Annotated in this window: 17 protein-coding genes; 4 read left to right on the forward strand and 13 right to left on the reverse strand. The window is 72.3% G+C overall.

Going from position 1 to position 16,566, the window contains the following annotated elements; all coding sequences use genetic code 11:
• Window positions 1–4: 4 nt before the first annotated feature.
• The 5 genes from EUA94_RS12855 to hemG form a co-directional block, all read right to left on the reverse strand.
• Complete coding sequence (locus tag EUA94_RS12855) at window positions 5–853, reverse strand: hypothetical protein (protein WP_129427284.1); 849 nt, start codon at window positions 851–853, stop codon at window positions 5–7.
• Between the two features lie 62 nt (window positions 854–915).
• On the reverse strand, window positions 916–1,329 hold the full coding sequence (locus EUA94_RS12860; RefSeq protein WP_242494847.1) for a rhodanese-like domain-containing protein: 414 nt from the start codon (window positions 1,327–1,329) through the stop codon (window positions 916–918).
• Window positions 1,330–1,334: 5 nt separating this feature from the next.
• Window positions 1,335–1,841: a cysteine dioxygenase gene (locus tag EUA94_RS12865; protein WP_129427285.1), complete on the reverse strand. Its 507-nt coding sequence runs from the start codon at window positions 1,839–1,841 to the stop codon at window positions 1,335–1,337.
• A gap of 99 nt (window positions 1,842–1,940) precedes the next feature.
• On the reverse strand, window positions 1,941–2,645 hold the full coding sequence (gene hemQ / locus EUA94_RS12870) for a hydrogen peroxide-dependent heme synthase (RefSeq protein WP_129427286.1): 705 nt from the start codon (window positions 2,643–2,645) through the stop codon (window positions 1,941–1,943).
• Window positions 2,646–2,649: 4 nt separating this feature from the next.
• Window positions 2,650–4,014: a protoporphyrinogen oxidase gene (hemG, locus tag EUA94_RS12875; protein WP_242494848.1), complete on the reverse strand. Its 1,365-nt coding sequence runs from the start codon at window positions 4,012–4,014 to the stop codon at window positions 2,650–2,652.
• 22 nt (window positions 4,015–4,036) lie between these two features.
• Here hemG and EUA94_RS12880 point away from each other — a divergent pair, with 22 nt between their 5' ends.
• Window positions 4,037–5,059: an NYN domain-containing protein gene (locus EUA94_RS12880; protein WP_129427287.1), complete on the forward strand. Its 1,023-nt coding sequence runs from the start codon at window positions 4,037–4,039 to the stop codon at window positions 5,057–5,059.
• A gap of 58 nt (window positions 5,060–5,117) precedes the next feature.
• The gene (locus EUA94_RS12885) at window positions 5,118–6,080 is read left to right on the forward strand and encodes a DUF4349 domain-containing protein (protein ID WP_129427288.1); all 963 of its coding nucleotides are present in this window, start codon (window positions 5,118–5,120) and stop codon (window positions 6,078–6,080) included.
• A 2-nt stretch (window positions 6,081–6,082) separates the two neighbouring features.
• Here EUA94_RS12885 and EUA94_RS12890 read toward each other — a convergent pair whose 3' ends face one another.
• The 7 genes from EUA94_RS12890 to EUA94_RS12920 form a co-directional block, all read right to left on the reverse strand.
• The gene (locus EUA94_RS12890; RefSeq protein WP_129427289.1) at window positions 6,083–7,504 is read right to left on the reverse strand and encodes an MFS transporter; all 1,422 of its coding nucleotides are present in this window, start codon (window positions 7,502–7,504) and stop codon (window positions 6,083–6,085) included.
• Complete coding sequence (locus EUA94_RS12895) at window positions 7,501–8,127, reverse strand: flavin reductase family protein (RefSeq protein WP_129427290.1); 627 nt, start codon at window positions 8,125–8,127, stop codon at window positions 7,501–7,503. The genes EUA94_RS12890 and EUA94_RS12895 overlap by 4 nt, the downstream gene beginning before the upstream one ends.
• Window positions 8,124–8,651, reverse strand: coding sequence for an NADPH-dependent FMN reductase (locus EUA94_RS12900; protein WP_129427291.1), 528 nt, complete (start codon window positions 8,649–8,651; stop codon window positions 8,124–8,126). Before EUA94_RS12900 ends, EUA94_RS12895 begins: the two co-directional genes overlap by 4 nt.
• Window positions 8,648–9,790: an LLM class flavin-dependent oxidoreductase gene (locus tag EUA94_RS12905; RefSeq protein ID WP_129427292.1), complete on the reverse strand. Its 1,143-nt coding sequence runs from the start codon at window positions 9,788–9,790 to the stop codon at window positions 8,648–8,650. Before EUA94_RS12905 ends, EUA94_RS12900 begins: the two co-directional genes overlap by 4 nt.
• Window positions 9,791–9,813: 23 nt before the next feature.
• Entirely contained in the window at window positions 9,814–11,070 is a 1,257-nt protein-coding gene (locus EUA94_RS12910; RefSeq protein ID WP_129427293.1) for an SfnB family sulfur acquisition oxidoreductase, read from the reverse strand.
• Window positions 11,067–12,182, reverse strand: coding sequence for a dimethylsulfone monooxygenase SfnG (gene sfnG / locus EUA94_RS12915; protein ID WP_129427294.1), 1,116 nt, complete (start codon window positions 12,180–12,182; stop codon window positions 11,067–11,069). Before sfnG ends, EUA94_RS12910 begins: the two co-directional genes overlap by 4 nt.
• 207 nt (window positions 12,183–12,389) lie before the next feature.
• The gene (locus EUA94_RS12920) at window positions 12,390–13,748 is read right to left on the reverse strand and encodes an acyl-CoA dehydrogenase family protein (protein ID WP_129427295.1); all 1,359 of its coding nucleotides are present in this window, start codon (window positions 13,746–13,748) and stop codon (window positions 12,390–12,392) included.
• 144 nt (window positions 13,749–13,892) lie between these two features.
• Between EUA94_RS12920 and EUA94_RS12925 the strand changes: the two genes are divergently transcribed.
• On the forward strand, window positions 13,893–14,855 hold the full coding sequence (locus EUA94_RS12925; protein ID WP_129427296.1) for a LysR family transcriptional regulator: 963 nt from the start codon (window positions 13,893–13,895) through the stop codon (window positions 14,853–14,855).
• On the opposite strand, the gene hemE is transcribed toward EUA94_RS12925, so the two are convergent.
• Window positions 14,830–15,876 carry a uroporphyrinogen decarboxylase gene (gene hemE, locus EUA94_RS12930; RefSeq protein WP_242494849.1) on the reverse strand — a complete coding sequence of 349 codons (1,047 nt, stop codon included), beginning with the start codon at window positions 15,874–15,876 and terminating at the stop codon, window positions 14,830–14,832. The genes EUA94_RS12925 and hemE overlap by 26 nt on opposite strands.
• Window positions 15,877–15,947: 71 nt before the next feature.
• Here hemE and EUA94_RS12935 point away from each other — a divergent pair, with 71 nt between their 5' ends.
• Window positions 15,948–16,565 carry a DUF3000 domain-containing protein gene (locus tag EUA94_RS12935; RefSeq protein WP_129427298.1) on the forward strand — a complete coding sequence of 206 codons (618 nt, stop codon included), beginning with the start codon at window positions 15,948–15,950 and terminating at the stop codon, window positions 16,563–16,565.
• Window position 16,566 lies beyond the last annotated feature (1 nt).

Genomic DNA, 16,566 nt, shown 5'->3' on the forward strand with positions numbered 1-16,566 from the left:
GGGGTCAGGACGAGACCGGCTCGAGCGCCGAGCTGATCCGTACGAGCCCCTCGCCCCACGTGCCGTCGGCCCACTCCTGGATCGACCCGTCGTCGAAGACGACCTGGGCGTCGAGCGAGTCGGGCGACGTCGAGCCGCTGGTCAGGAGCTGGTCGCCCAGCGCCACCTGGAGCGCCTGGTTGATGACGTTGAGCTCGACGTCGGTGCGCTCGACGGTGGTGACGCACAGCAGTCCGCCCCAGGTCTTGCGGAGCTCGGCCTCGGCGCCCTCGGGGTCCTCGGTCACGGCGACGCTGATGGTGCCGTTGCTCAGCCACGCGGTGGCGTACGTCGGCAGCGCGGAGGCCGCGGCGAGGGTGGCGTCCAGGTCCTCGGGCGTCGCCATCTCGGCGTCGGTCGCGACCGCGTCGTCGCAGGCGGGCTCCAGCCCACCGGCCTCGGGCTCCGCCATCGCGTCGTAGAGCGCAGCCGGGATGGAGTCGGTGACGGTGAAGGTCGTGCCGTCGTAGGTGCCGGTGACGGAGTACTGGCCCCACGTCACCCCGGAGGCCGTCTCCGCCCCCACGTCGCCGAAGTCGAAGTCGACGAGCGCCGGGCCACCGCACTGGGGCGGGTACGACTCGGCGATCGCACCGAGGCACAGCTCGGGTCCCTCACCGGCGTCGAGCACGGTCACGAGGCCGTGCGTACGGACTTGGCCGTCGGGCACCGGCGTGGGTGCGGCGCCGGGCGAGGTCGCGGACGGCGAGTCGGACGCCGCCGGATCGACGGCGCGGGTGTCGCCCTCGTTGCCGCAGGCGGAGAGCGCGGTGACGGACAGGACGAGCGCGAAGGCCAGGCGTGGGTACGTCATGGTGGTCTGACGCTACTGCCCGGCACCGCGTTCCCGGCCGACCCACGACGGCCGGGAACGGTTCAGGACCTGTCTCGCGGGCAGGCGGTCGGCAGGTGCGCCCCACGCCAGGCCTTGAAGCCACCGACGACGTCGGTCGCGTCGAGGCCCAGGCTCCGCAGCGCGTCGGCGGCCAGGCTGGAGGTGAAGCCCTCCTGGCACAGCACCAGGATGCGCGCGTCGTACGACGCCTCCGGCAGGCACGCCTCGGAGCGCGGGTCGAACCGCCACTCGAGCACGTTGCGCTCGATCACCATCGGGTGCAGGCCGGGGCTGACCTCGCCCTCGGCGGCGCGCTGGGCTGCGGGGCGGATGTCGACGAGGAAGGCACCGTCGAGCGTCTCGCGGTAGGCGGCCTCCACGTCGATGCGGTCGAGGCGCGAGCGCGCATCGGCGAGCATCGCGTCGATGCCGTCGTGGCGGACCGGGCTGCTCACGGCGCTCACCACGTCTCGCCCCGCTGCTCGACGCTCGTGACCTGGAGCCGGCCGCGGACCAGCTCGTAGCGGGTCATCGCGGCGAGCGAGGGAGCGTACGCGTGCAGCGAGACCGCGGTGCGCGTGCCGTGGTTGACGACGTCGTGGATGTGGCTGCCGTCGAACTCCTGCACGCCCGGCGACGCCAGGGTGGTGGCGGTGGCGACGCCGGTCCAGACGTACTCGGTGAGGGCGCCCTCGAGCACCACGAAGGCGCCGCTGGCGGACCCGTGGTCGTGCCAGCCGGTGCTGGAGCCGACGGGCCAGGTGATCAGCCAGATGTCGGCGTCGACGCCCTGCTCGACCCGCACCCAGGTGCGCTCGGGAAAGGTGAGGTCGACGTCCTGGAGGGGGTCGCGACGGGCGAGGTACTGCGCGAGCGCTGCGCGGGCGGTCTGCGGACCGGGGCGGCGCTGGCGAAGCGCAGGAGCGGTGGAGGTGAGGCGGCTGGACGTGGGGAAGGTGGCGGTCATGGCATCTCCTGTAGAACAATGTTGAGTGACTTACTCTACATTGCTCCGGGGCGAGATCCCGCCATCTCGCGCCACGTGTTGCCGGGCGCGGGTGACAGGTCAGGGCAGGCGGGCGATGAGCTCCGTCGGGGTGACGCGGGCGCCGGTGTAGAACGGCACCTCCTCGCGCACGTGCATCCGGGCGTCGGAGGCCCGCAGGTCGCGCATCAGGTCGACGATCCGGTGCAGCTCGTCGGCCTCGAATGCCAGCATCCACTCGTAGTCGCCGAGGGCGAACGACGCGACCGTGTTGGCCCGGACGTCGGCATAGCCGCGCGCCTGCTGGCCGTGCTGGGCCAGCATCCGGCGGCGCTCGCCGTCCTCGAGGAGGTACCACTCGTACGACCGCACGAACGGGTAGACGCAGATGTGCGCGCGCGGCTCCTCGTCGGCGAGGAAGGCCGGGATGTGCGACTTGTTGAACTCCGCCGGGCGGTGCAGCGCCATCTGCGACCACACCGGCTCGAGGCGGTAGCCGAAGGACGTACGACGGAAGGCGTTGTACGCCGCCTGGAGCTGCTCGGAGTCGGCGGCGTGCCACCACACCATGAGGTCGGCGTCGGCGCGCAGGCCGCTGACGTCGTAGAGCCCGCGGACGACGACGTCCTGCTCGCGGAGCACCTCGAAGAGTGCCTCCACGTCGGTCGCCTCGGCCGACCGGTCCGCGTCGCCGAGGACGTCGCGGAGCTTGAAGACCGACCACATCGTGTAGCGGATGGTGTCGTTGAGCTCCCGTGTGCGGGAGGCGTTGGTCTGCTCGCTCATGCCCTCAGTCTGCCTGCGTGAGCGAGGCCACAGCACGGCGGGCCGACCCGATCACCGCCGGCACGCCGACCCCGTCGTACGCCGCCCCGCACAGCGCGAGCCCCGGCAGGCGGGCGATCGAAGCGCGTACGCGGGCGACCCGGTCGAGGTGGCCGACGGCGTACTGCGGCAGCGCGCCGCCCCACCGCTGGACGTGGGTGTCGACGGGCCGGGCGGTGAGGCCGGACATCGCCGTGAGGTCGGCGAGCGAGACCCGTACGAGGCCCTCGTCGGCGGCCTGCAGGGTCGCCTCCTCGCGGTGCCGGCCCAGCGAGGTCCGCAGGACGACGACGTCGGGGTCCAGGTCGCGGACCCACGCCCACTTGGCGAAGGAGAAGGTGGCCGCCTTGATCGCGCGCTGCTCGACCGGCGGCACGAGGAAGCCCGACCGCTCGAAGAGGGCGTCCGGCACGTCCTGCGCACGGAAGGCCAGGCTCACGACGGCCACGCTGGCCGACTCGATGACGGCGAGATCCGCAGCGGCCTCTGGCGAGACCTCGGCGAGCAGCCGGGCCGTCGGGGCGGAAGGCGTGGCCAGCACGACTTCCGTGGCCTCGATGGTCTCGGGGTGCGTGGTCGGGCCGACCGTGACCGCCCAGCCGGACGGCGACCCGGCTGATCCGAGGTGGCGCAGCGCGCGGACCGTCGCGGAGGTCCGTACGTCGAAGCCGCCGGCGTCGCGGACCAGGCCGGGCAGCGTGCCCATCCCGCCGGCGAGGGTGGCGAAGACGGGCGCGGTGGAGACGGGCACGGTGGCGGCCTGCTCGAGGAGGCTGCCGCGCCGGGCCATGGCGAGCAGCTGGGGCACGGCCGCGGCGGCGGAGATCCGGCGGGCGTGGCCGGCGTACACCCCACCGAGCAGCGGCTCGACGAGCCGCTCGACGACCTCGTCGCCGAGGCGAGCCGCCACCAGCTCGCCGACCGAGACGTCGTCGGTCACCTCGGTGGCGGTCTCCGCCGTGGCCCGGGCGAGACCATCGGGGCTGAGCACGCCGCTCGCCGCGAGCTGGTCGAGGTCGAGCGGCACGCCCATCAGCGAGCGCGGGAGCGCGCGCAGGGCACCGCGCGACCAGACCCCCGACGTCGCGGGAGTGGGGTGGAGCACCTCGGCGCCGAGCTCTGCTGCCAGGTCGAGGCCCTCCGGCCGGCGGGCGAGCATCGCCTCGGCGCCGACGTCGACGGGGAGCCCGGCGACCTCGGCGGTACGGAGCTTGCCGCCGAGCAGCGGCGAGGCCTCGAGCAGCAGGACGTCGCGTCCGGTGGCGGCGAGCCCGCGGGCCGCGACCAGACCGGCGATCCCCCCACCGACGACCACCACGTCCCACGCCACGGCCTCAGCCTAGGCTGCACGTGTGGACGCCAACCTGAGCTCTGACCGGATCGCCGTGCTGATCGACGGAGAGAACACGAGGGCGGCGTACGCCGACGAGGTGCTGAGCGAGGTCGCGAAGTACGGCAACCCGACGATCAAGCGCGTCTACGGTGACTGGACGAACTCGCACCTGTCGCCCTGGGCGCGCCGGCTCAACAGCCTCGGCCTCCGCGCGATGCACCAGAACGCGTTCACCAAGAGCAAGAACTCCTCCGACCTCGCGCTGGTGATCGACGCGATGGACCTGCTCTACGACGACAACGTCGAGGCCTTCGCGCTCGTGACCAGCGACAGCGACTTCACCAGCCTCGCCCACCGGCTGCGCGAGTCGGGCAAGACGGTCTACGTGCTGGGCGAGAAGAAGGCCCCCGACGCCCTCAAGAACGCCTGCGACAAGTTCATCGACCTCGAGGTCGTGCAGGACGGGAAGAAGTCCGACGTCGACGAGCCCGCGGCCGAGGACGACAGCGACGACGCACCCGCCCCGACGATCAACCTCCAGAGTGCGCTCACGCGCGCCTTGAACGCGGTCGCCGACGACGACGGCTGGGCCAGCCTCGCCCAGCTCGGCAAGCAGCTGAACCGGACGTACCCGTCCTTCGACGCGCGCTCGTTCGGCGACAGCGGCACCCGACTGAGCACCCTGGTCGCCGACCAGCCCTACCTCGAGACGTCGGGCTCCGGCAACGCGATGCGCGTACGCCGCAAGGGCGCGGCGAAGGAGGCCGCCAAGGAGGCGGCCAAGGCCACGCAGGCGCCCAAGGCCACGCAGTCACCCAAGGCCACGCAGTCACCCAAGGCGGCGCAGGCACCCAAGGCGGCGCAGCCGACCAAGGCGGCGAAGGAGCCCCGGGCGCCTCGGGCGAGCAAGGCACAGAAGGCGACGAAGGCGGCCGCGACCGCCGAGGCCACCCCCGAGAAGCCCGCCGTCCCCCAGGTCACCACCACGACCCGCGCAGCGCGGAAGGCGTCGAGCACCAAGGCCGCGGCCAAGAAGCCCTGACGCATCACAGTTCAGTCACGGGCGGAACCGGGTCGGTCACGCGTCGCGTCGGACCGGCATGACCACTCGCACCCGCGCCGCCGGCGTCCTCACCGCCTTCACCATGACGGTCTTCCTGGCCGCCTGCTCCTCCGGCGCCAGCGACGGCGGCGGCGACGCGTCGTCCGAGGCCATGAACGACCTGTCTGCCGGTGACTCCGGCGGCGCCACCAGCCGTGAGTTCGCCGCCGCCGAGGACGCGACCTCGTCCTTGTCCGAGTCCGGGTCCGGGTCCGCACCGGCCTCGGGCTCGGGCGCGAAGGTGGCCACCACGCCCCAGATGGAGCGCGCGGTGATCTTCAGCGGCACGGTCTCGCTGTCGAGCAAGGACGTCACGGAGACCCGCCAGGAGGTGCAGCGGATCGTCGACGCGCAGGGCGGTGACGTGACCGAGGAGAACACCGAGACCGACGAGGACGGCGACACGTCGTACTCGCGCTTCGTGATCCGGGTGCCGAGTGCGAAGTTCAGCGCAGCCATGTCGGCCCTCGAGGCGGTCGACGGGGTCGTCGCCTCCAACCGCGGCTCGGAGGACGTCACCACGCAGGTCATCGACAACGACGTCCGGGTGCGGGCGCAGGAGGCGAGCCTCAAGCGCGTCGAGCTGCTGCTGGCCGAGGCGACGTCGCTCAAGAACCTCATCTGGATCGAGTCGCAGCTCACCACCCGCCAGGCCGAGCTCGACTCGCTGAAGTCGCAGCAGTCGTGGCTGACCGACCAGACCTCCCTGTCGACGATCACGGTCGACATCTCGGCCAAGCACACCAAGGCCGTCGAGAAGAAGAAGGACGACCCCGCCGGCTTCCTCACGGGCCTCTCCGGAGGGATGAAGGCGCTGTCGGGCACGCTGCTCGCCCTTGCCACCGTCCTCGGCGCGCTGCTCCCCTTCGCGGTGCTGGCGCTCGTGATCGGCCTGCCGGCCTGGCTCGTCGTACGCCGTCGCCGGGCCACGCCCGCGCAGGCCGAGACCCCGACCGCGTAGGCTCAGACGGTGACGCGTTCGCGCGAGTCCGGCTCGATCGCCCGGTCCTCGCGGTCGAGACCGCGGCCTCGCGTCTCGGGCAGGAAGTGCGCGCAGGTGAGCGAGATCGCGGCGACCGCCACGTTGTAGCCCGCGACCCACCACAGGGTGCCGTCGCCCTTCGTCACCAGCCACGCCGCGATGAGCGGGGTGAGGCCGGAGGCCAGGATGCCGGAGACCTGGTAGAGCGTGCTAAGCGCGGTGTAGCGGTAGCGCGTGTCGAACAGCTCGGACCAGAACGCCGCCAGCGGGCCGTAGACGATGCCGTAGATCGCACCGAGCCCGACGATGAAGACCAGCGAGATCGCCCACCGGTCCTCGGTCTGGACCAGCCACGCCGCCGGGAACGCGAACAGCAGGCCGAGCCAGGCACCGACGCGGTAGACCGGCTTGCGGCCGACCCGGTCGGACAGTGCGCCGGCCATCGGCACCAGGACGACGCCGAGCGCGGCACCGACGATGATCGCGTCGAGCGCCCAGGCGCGCGGCAGCTCGAGGTTGGTGGCGACGTAGGCGAGCAGGTAGACCGAGAACAGGTTGAAGGTGAAGCCCTCGATGAACCGCGTGCCCATGCCCAGCAGGAGCGGCCGCGGCTGCTCGGCCAGCAGGTCGCGCAGCGGGAGCCGCGAGATCTCCTTGCGCTCCTGCACCTCGGCGAACTCCGGGGTCTCCATGACGGAGAGCCGGATGTACGCGCCGATGCCGAGCAGCACGATGCTGACGAGGAAGCACACCCGCCAGCCCCAGGCCAGGAAGTCCTCCTCGGGGAGCTGGCCGGCGATCGCGAAGGCGCTGGCCGCGAGGACCAGGCCACCGGGTACGCCGATGTGGGCGAAGCTGCCGTAGAAGCCGCGGCGCTCGGCCGGGGCGTACTCGACGGCCAGCAGCACGGCGCCGCCGTACTCGCCGCCGACGCCGATGCCCTGCAGCACCCGGAGCACCACCAGCGCGATCGGCGCCCAGACCCCGATCTGGTCGTACGTCGGGAGCAGGCCGATGAGGGCCGTGCCGATGCCCATGACGACGAGCGTCAGCAGCAGCATCTGCTTGCGGCCGATGCGGTCGCCGAAGTGGCCGAAGATCAGTCCGCCGATCGGGCGGGCGAAGAAGCCCACGGCGAAGGTCGCGAAGGCGGCGAACTGCGCCGCCGGTCCGTCGAGGCCGTTGAAGTAGAGCTTGTCGAAGACGACGGCCGCGGCCGTGCCGTAGAGGAAGAAGTCGTACCACTCGATGGTGGCGCCGACGGCCGAGGCGAGGGCGACCCGGCGCGGGGTGGGCGGCGTGGCCGATGACAAACGGCCGTCGGGGGTCTCGGGGTCCCCGCGGCGTTGTTCGACGGAGGAGCGAAGCGGAGGAGGAGAAGAACGTCGTGGGGTGAGTTTCATGCGGCGTCCTCCTTGTTCTGGTCGGACGCCTCGGCGGGCGTCTCGGCCGGCGGGCGCTGGTCGTCGCGGTCCACCTCGGCGCCGTTGATCCGGCCGTCGAGGCGGGAGGGGTCGAGGTCGTCGCGGTGCAGCTTGGCGAAGGTCGACCGGTGGAAGACGAGCGGGTGCTCGCCGTCGCCGCCGCCGACCTCGTGGACCTGGAGGAGCACGATCACGTGGTCGCCGGCGACGACCTCCTCGTGGACCGAGCAGTCGTAGGTCGCGACGGCCTCGTCGAGCAGCACGGCGCCGTTCTCGGTGACCCGGAAGGGCAGACCGGCGAAGCGCTCCTCACGCGGACCGGCGAGCTGGCGGCAGACCGCGTCGTGGTGGTCGGCCAGCACGCTGATGCCGAGGCGGTCGGCCTCGCGGAGCAGCGGCCAGGTGGAGCTCGTGGTCGAGATCGAGAACGACACCAGCGGCGGGTCGATGCTCACCGAGGTGAACGACGACGCCGCAATGCCGGTGAGCTGGCCCTTGACCGAGGCGGCCACGGCGACGACGCCGGAGGGGAACGCCCCGAAGGCGTCACGGAGCGTGCGCGGGTCGAGGACGGGATCGGAGGTCTGGGCGTGCAGGGTCATGCGGACACCGCCTGGGTGTGATGGGGGCTGGCTGCGGGGACGGCCTGGACGGGCAGGAGCTCCCGGGCAGTGGCGAACCACGCGTCGTACGGCGCCGCGTCGGCGTGCTGCGAGTCGAGCACGAAGAGGCCGCGGGTCGGCACCGTCGCACCGAGCTCGACGAGCAGCGGTCGCAGCGTGTGCTCGACGGCGAGCGCGTGGGTGTCGGCCGCTCCGAGCATCAGCGGGATGGCGGTCACGCCGCCGAGGCCCTGGTGGGGGAAGCGGTCGAGGAAGACCTTGAGCAGGCCGGTGTACGTGGCCTTGTACGTCGGGCTGGCCACAATGACCACCTCGCTGGCGGCCACCTCCTCGACCAGCTCGGTCACGGTCGTCGAGCCCCAGTTGAAGAGATCGCCGGTGTGGTCGGCCAGGTCCACGACCAGGTCGGCCCCACCCAGCCGCTCGGCCAGGGTGAGCGCGGCCTCGTACGTGCGCGAGATGGGCTTGGGGTTGCCGACGACGACGGCGACGCGGGCGCTCACTGCGCGGCCCGCTGCCCACCGAAGGGCACCGAGGCGGAGCCGCGGACGGGGGCGGGGTTGGTCCACAGGCCACGCTTCTCCAGCACGGGGAGCACGCCCTCGCCGAAGTGGTAGGCGCCCTCGAGGTGCGGGTAGGCGGAGAGCACGAACTCGCTGATCCCGACCGCGGCGTACTGCTCGATGAGGTCGGCGACCTCCTCGTGGCTGCCGACGAGCGCCGTACCGGCACCGCCGCGGACCAGGCCGACGCCGGCCCAGAGGTTCGGGTGGATCTCGAGGCCGTCGCGGCTGCCCTCGTTGAGGGCGAGCATGTTCTTCTGGCCGACAGACTCCGAGCGCTTGAGGCCCTCCTGCACGCGACGGATGTCGTCGTCGGAGATTCCCTCGAGCAGGCGGTCGGCCTCGGCCCACGCCTCCTCGGAGGTGTCGCGCGAGATGGTGTGCAGGCGGATGCCGTACGTCAGCTCGCGGCCCTTCTGCTCGGCCAGGTCCTTGATCCACTGGACCTTCTCGGCGACCGCGGCCGGCGGCTCGCCCCACGTCAGGTAGACGTCGGCGTGCTCGGCGGCGACCTGCCCCGCAGCGGGCGAGGACCCGCCGAAGTAGATCTCCGGGATCGGGTCGGGCAGCTGCTGGAGACGAGCCCCTTCGACGCGCAGGTGCTTGCCCGCGAAGGTGACCTCCTCCCCCGCCCACAGGCGGCGCACGATCGAGAGGAACTCGCCGCAGCGCTCGTAGCGGCCGTCCTTGTCGAGGAAGTCGCCGTAGGCGCGCTGCTCGTGGGACTCGCCGCCGGTGACGACGTTGAGGAGCAGCCGTCCATCGGTGAGGTTCTGGAAGGTGGCGGCCATCTGGGCGGCCAACGTCGGCGAGGTGAGTCCAGGGCGGAACGCCACGAGGAACTTCAGCCGCTCGGACAGCGGGGCGAGCATCGCGGTCGTCAGCCAGGCGTCCTCGCACCACGCGCCGGTCGGAGTCAGCGCGGCCTCGAAGCCGAGCTGCTCGGCGCTGCGCGCGATCTGGCCCAGGTAGGGCACGCTCGCGGGCCGGCCGGCGGCGCCGTGCTCGACGCCGTGGCCGCCGCTGACGACCTGGCGGCCGTCGCCGCCGTTGGTGGGCAGGAACCAGTGGAACTTCATGGGAGTCCTTTCGGGGGTGGACATCAGAGCTGGCCGTGGTTGGGCGGCGGGGTGCCGTCGACGACGTAGCGGCCGAGGTGCTGGACCTTCCACGACGCGGGGTCGTGGAGGGTGTGGGTGCGCGCGTTGCGCCAGTGCCGGTTGAGGTTGAGGGTGTCGAGGGCCGAGCGGGTGCCGGCGACCTCGAAGAGCCGGCTCGACACGTCGACGGCGACCCGGGCCGACAGGGCGCGCACGGCGGCGACGGCGAGGCTGGCCGCGGCCGCGGAGCCCGCGGCCAGGTCGGCGTCGGCGTCGTCGACGGCCCGCCCGGCCTCGCGCAGCAGCGCCTCCGCGGCGCGTACGTCGACCTCCATCTGACCGAGTGCCTGCACCACGAGCGGATCGTCGGCGGCGCGCTCGACCTCGGCGTCGGGATAGGGACGCGAGGACGTACGCACGAAGTCGGCCGCGTCGCGCAGGGCGGCGCGGGCGATGCCGACGTCGAGGGCCGCGTGCAGCACCTGCGCGAAGGCGCCATAGGTCTGGGGACCCTCGAAGGTCAGGTGGTAGGGCGTGATCCGGTCGGCGGCGACGTCGACGTCGCGCAGCTCGACGGTGCCGCTGGCGGTCGTACGCTGCCCCATCCCGGCCCAGTCGTCGGTGACGCGTACGCCGGGGGCGCGGCGCTCGACCCACGCGACGCGCAGAGGTCCGGTGCCCGGCGCGGCGAGCGTGTCCTGCCGCGCCAGCACCGGGATCCAGTCGGCGAAGAGCGCGCCGGTGCTGTAGCCCTTGGTGCCGGTGAGGGTCCACCGGCCGCGGCCGGCGGGGGTCAGCGTGGTGCGGATGTCGCGCACGTGCTTCGTGCCGATCTCCGACTGCGCGTTGCCGAACCGCTTGCCGGCGAGCACCTCGCCGAAGAAGAAGTGCTGCTGCTCGGGGGTGCCCTGGTGGCGCAGCGCGTTGACGTAGACGAAGTGGCTGTGCGGCACCTGGGCCACGCTGGGGTCGCCGGCGGCGAGGATCCGGAAGACCTCGACGAGCGTCTCGACCGACAGCCCGGCGCCACTGTGGCGCGTCGGGACGGTGACCGCGAGCAGCCCCGACGACGAGAGCCGGTCGACCTCGGCCTCGGGCAGGATCCGGTCGCGGTCGCGGTCAGCGGACGACGCATCGAGGTCGGCGGCGACCTCGTGGGCCACCGCGATCGCCTCGTCGGCGCTCAGCACGGGGACGCGGGCAGGCGTGTACGTCGACGCGGGCGCGGCGGCGGTGGCGCCGGTGGTGTCGGTGCTCATGCGGCGCTCTTGCGCTCGGCGGCCTCGAGCTCGCGGACGATCGGCAGCACGTGCTGGCCGAAGTGCTCGACCTCCTCCTGGAAGTGCAGGAATCCCAGGAGGAACAGGTCGACCCCGCGGCGCTTGAACTCGAGCATCCGGTGGGCGACCTGCTCAGGCGTGCCGACCAGGCCGGTGCGGAAGCCGTCGTTGTACTGGACGAGGTCGCGGAAGTCGGAGTCCTGCCACATCCCCTTCTTGTCACCGGTGGACTGGCCGGCCTGCTTCACGGCGTCGCCGAAGCCCTGCACCGCCTCGGGGTTGGCCTTGGCGATGATCTCCTCGAGGGTGGCGTGGGCCTCGGCCTCGGTGTCGCGGGCGACCATGAAGCCGTTGACGCCGATCTTCACGGTGCGCCCGGCCGCAGCGGCGGAGGAGCCGACGCCGGCGATCTGCTCGGCGATGCCGTCCGGGGTGTTGCCGTTGGCGAAGTACCAGTCGCTCACACGGCCGGCCATGCCCTGCGCCACCGCGGAGTTGCCGCCCTGGAAGATCTCGGGCAGCGGACGCCCGGGGAGGTCGAGGGGCTTCGGCTTCATGTCGAAGTCGCGCAGCTGGAAGAAGTCCCCCCGGAACTGGGCGTCGTCCGCGGTCCAGATCTCGCGGACGTAGGCGATGAACTCCTCGGCCATCCGGTAGCGCTCGCCGTGCTCGAGCCAGCGCACGCCCATGTTGGTCGCCTCGTCCTTGAACCAGCCGGACACGACGTTGATGGCCGCGCGCCCGTTGCTGAGGTGGTCGGCGGTGGCGATGAACTTGGCGAGGACGCCCGGGTGCCACATGTAGGGGTGCACGGCGGAGATGACCTTGAGCCGCTCGGTGGCCAGCAGGAGCGCGAGGCTGAAGCTGGTCGCCTCGTGCTGGTAGGCCGCGCCGTACGACGCGGTGTAGCGCACCTGCGTCAGCGCGTAGTCGAAGCCGTTGGCCTCCGCGGTCTGCGCGAGGCGCTTGTTGTAGTCGTAGTCCCAACCGGTGCGCTGCTCGATGTCCGAGATCACGAGGCCGCCGGACACGTTGGGCACCCAGTAGGCGAACTGCAGGGGCTCGGTGGTGCGGGCCGGGTTCGTGCTCATGGGATCTCCTCGGGACGGAGCGGATGGATCGGGTTGCTACTTAATCTCTATCAATCTTGTAGACAAAAGTACCAGTCGACGAGGCCGTCCCCGCGTACGTCCGGCACCGGGGATGTCGAGGGGGTGACAGGCAGTGCCTTGCAGGTGAAGCCGGTCAGCGCGCACGCGCGCTGCCCATCACCCCCTCGGGAGCCGGTGCGTGACCGGTCAGTCCCGATCGCCCGGGCGGGCGTCCGCCCAGTCCTGGCGCCGGCGGGTCGCGCCGATCGACCAGGCGTACGGCGGCGGCGTGCCGTTGACGGCGTGGGCGCCCACGACGCGGGCCTTGAGGATCCGCGGGTTGTGCGAGGCGACCGTACGGGCGTTGCGCCAGTGGCGGTCGAGCGCCAGCGGCCGGGCCGTGGCCGAGGCGCCGAGCGCGTCGAAGATGTCGGAGGTGGCCCGCAGGACCAGCTCCGAGACCACGACCTGTGCGGTCGACGACTCGATCTCGCTGGCCTCGACCAGCGCGGCGACCTCGTCGTCACCCGCCAGTGCGGCGTCGGCCGCTGCCTGGACGCTCGCAGCCACCCGCAGGGTCACGGCCTCGGCGGCGTACACCGCGGCGGCGATCTCGCCCACGCGGGCCAGCACCTGGGCGTCGTCGCGCACGCGCGGCGCGTTGGCGTGGGAGAAGTTGCGGGTGCGCTTCTGGACGGCGTCGACCACGTCGGCGAGCGCGGCGCGGGCGATGCCGGTCAGCGTGGCGAGGAGGTTGAGCTGGTAGAACGCCGTCTGGTGCGGGAAGCGCTCCTCGAACGGGAGCACGTGGTCGGCCGGGACGCCGACGTTGTCGAAGGTCGTGGTGCCGCTGCCGGTGCCCTTCTGGCCGAAGCCGTTCCAGTCGTCCGTGACCCGCACGCCGGGGTCGCGGGTGTCGACCAGCGCGATCGCGGTGGGTTCCTCGACCTCGTCGGGGTGGCCGGGGCGGGCGACCCGCACGTGCACGTCGGCCCACTCGGCGAAGATCGTGCCGGTCGTGTAGTACTTCGTGCCGTCGAGGCGGAAGGACCCGTCGGCGCGCTCCCGGATCACGGTGCGCGGCAGGTCGATGTCGGAGCCGACCTCGGACCAGGCGTTGCCGGCCATCTCGCCCGCCACGAAGCGGTCGAACCAGACGCGCTGGTCGCTCGACCGCGCGTGGTGCCACAGCCGGTCCTCGACGAGCGCGAAGTGGCCGCGGAACGCCTGCGGCAGGTTGGCGTCGACCGCGGCGAGCTCGATCCAGAGCCGGGCGAGCTCGACGAGGTCGAGGCCGCTGCCGCCGAACGCGGTCGGCACGCGCAGCGCGCCGAACCCCTCCGACTTGAGCAGGCGCACGGCCTCGACGGGCAGCTCGCCGTCGATCTCGCGCTGGAGGGCGCCCTCACGGATGGCGGCGAGGACCGGCGCCCACTCGGCGACGAGGGACTCGACCGAGGCTCGCGTCCGGCCGTCGTGGGTGCGGGTGCTGGTGGCGCGGCCGTCAGGGGTGGCGACGGAGCGGTCGTCCCGGCGGCTGGTGGGCCGGACACGCAGGGTGGTCATGGGTGGGTTCCTCCCGTTTTGTATAGTTACTTAGTAGACTTTAGTGAACCGGAGTCCCGAACCACGACTTCCCGGCAACAGGTTTTGCCGACCACCTCACGAGGCGGGCGGACATGCGCGACACAGCGAGAGCAGGAGCAACAGGTGCGGATCGAACAACTGGAGTACCTCGCGGCGGTGACCGAGCACGGGTCGTTGCGCCGGGCGAGCGAGGCCATGCACATCTCCCAGCCCGCGTTGAGCGAGGCGGTGACCAAGCTCGAGAAGGAGCTGGGCGCCACGCTCCTCGACCGTCGCCGGACCGGCTCGCGGATCAGCCGCCAGGGCCTCGACCTGCTGCAGAACATGACCGAGGTCCTGGAGGCCGTCGACCGGCTGCGCCTGGCAGCGGGCCAGCAGTCCGTACGCCGCCGCGACCTGCGGATCGGCACCGTCAACACCGCCTCGTCGACCCTGCTGGCGCCGGCCCTGCGCGACCTCCACGCCCAGCACGGGTCAGGGGGCGTCGAGGTCGTCAACGCCCGACAGGCCGACATCCAGCAGGGCCTCGCCGAGGGCTCCCTCGACCTGGGCCTGGTCAACGTGCTGCCGGGCGACGAGATCCCGACCACGATCGTCGCCGACAAGCTCATCGAGGGCACGCCCGTGGCGTGCCTGCGGGCCGACCACCCGCTGGCCGCCCAGGAGCGGGTCACGGTGGAGGACCTCCGCGCCGAGCCGCACGTCCTGATGCGGCCGGGGTTCGTCATGCACCGCTATGCCCACCGGCTCTTCGCCGGCGCCCTGCCGGAGACGACGTACGCCACCGACGGGGCCGAGATGGGCAAGGCCATGGTCGCGGCCGGGCTCGGCATCTCGATCCTGCCCGACTTCTCGATCACCGGTGACCCGCTCGTCCGCGCCGGCGTCCTCACGACCCGGCCGATCCTCACGGGCCTGGAGCTGACGACGGTGACGCTGCTGATGCTGCGCCGACGCGCCGAGCGCACCTCGGAGCCCGTACGCGACCTGCAGACCGCACTGGTGCGCCAGGCGCGTTCCTACCTCGCGTCGCTGGAGCTGCCGGCGACGGTGACCGCCATCAGTAGTCGTGCACGAACTCTGTGAGCCGCTGCAGCTGATCGGGGTTCGTCGACGGGATGACCCCGTGGCCGAGGTTGAAGATGTGGCCCTTCGCCGCGCGGCCCGCATCGACGATCTCGGCCGCCCGCTTCGTCATCACCTCGGTCGGGGCGAAGACGAGCGTCGGGTCGAGGTTGCCCTGCACCACGCGGTCGCCCACGAGCGGGATCGCCAGCTCCATCGGCGTACGCCAGTCGACGCCCACGACGTCGGCGCCGGCCTCGCCCATCAGGCCGAGGAGGTTGGTGGTGCCGACGCCGAAGTGGATGCGCGGCACGCCGAGCTCGCCCGCCGCCGCCAGCACCCGCTGTGAGTGGGGCATCACCGAGGCGCGGTAGTCGGCCGGGGTGAGCGCACCCGCCCAGGAGTCGAAGAGCTGCACGGCTGAGGCGCCGGCCTCGACCTGGATGCGGAGGTAGGCCGCGGCGATGCCGGCGATCTTGTGCATCAGCGCGTCCCACACGTCGGGCGCGCCGAACATCATCGCCTTGGTCTTCGCGTGCTCCTTGGACGGGCCGCCCTCGACCAGGTAGGACGCGACCGTGAAGGGGGCACCGGCGAAGCCGATGAGGGGAGTCGCGCCGAGCTCGGCCACCAGCTGGCGGACCGCCTGCGAGATGAAGGGGACGTGGTCCGGCGTGAGGTCGGGGATCGCCGCGACGTCCTCGAGGGTGCGCACCGGGGACGCGACGACCGGGCCGACGCCGGGCACGATGTCGAGGTCGACGCCGACGGCCTTGAGCGGCAGCACAATGTCGGAGAAGAAGATCGCCGCGTCCACGCCGTAGCGGCGTACGGGCTGGAGGGTGATCTCGGTGACGAGGTCGGCGTCCATGCAGGACTCGAGCATCCCGACGCCCTCGCGGATCTTGAGGTACTCCGGCAGCGAGCGGCCGGCCTGCCGCATGAACCAGACAGGGGTGTGCGACGGGGTGCCGCCTCGCGCGGCCACCAGGAACGGGCTCTCGGACAGTCCGGGGTGGGGAGCAGTGGCGGCGTCGATCACTGCGGAATCTTCGCAGGTCAGGCGGCGTGGCGGCACATCGGCAAGACCGACCGCTGGCCTACTCTGGACGAATGGTGGCCCGTCACGAGACCCACCCGGGCAGTGCTGCCGCGGCTGGGCCCGCGGAGTTCCGCGCGGCAGTGGAGTCGATGCGACACGCGACGTTGCGCCCGGAGGTCTTCTGCGAGGAGATGCCCGCCCCGCAGCGGATCGCCCCGTGGTCGTCGGCCCTCAGCGGCGACGTCACCGTCGACGACGAGGACCTCGGCACCGGCCGGCTGATCCTGCTGCACGACCCGGCGGGCAACGACGCCTGGGACGGCACCTACCGCTGCGTCGCGTACGCCCGGGCGGACCTCGACCCCGAGCTCGGCGCCGACCCGATGCTGGCCGCGGTCGGCTGGTCGTGGCTGACCGAGGCCCTCGAGGCCCACGGCGCCGCGTTCCACGCCGCCTCCGGCACCGTCACCTGCGTCACCACCGAGAGCTTCGGCGGGATGTCCGACGAGCCCGGCACGGCCCAGGTCGAGATCCGCGCGTCGTGGACGCCGACGGTCGGCGACGAGGGCCTTGACATGACCGCCCACGTCGAGGCGTGGGGCGAGCTGATGTGCACCGCCGTCGGCCTGCCGCCGGTGCCCGAGGGCGTCACGGCCATCCCCAGCCGGCGCGGTCAGCGCGGCACCTGAC

This window comes from Nocardioides zhouii, assembly GCF_004137345.1.
Lineage (GTDB): Bacteria > Actinomycetota > Actinomycetes > Propionibacteriales > Nocardioidaceae > Nocardioides > Nocardioides zhouii.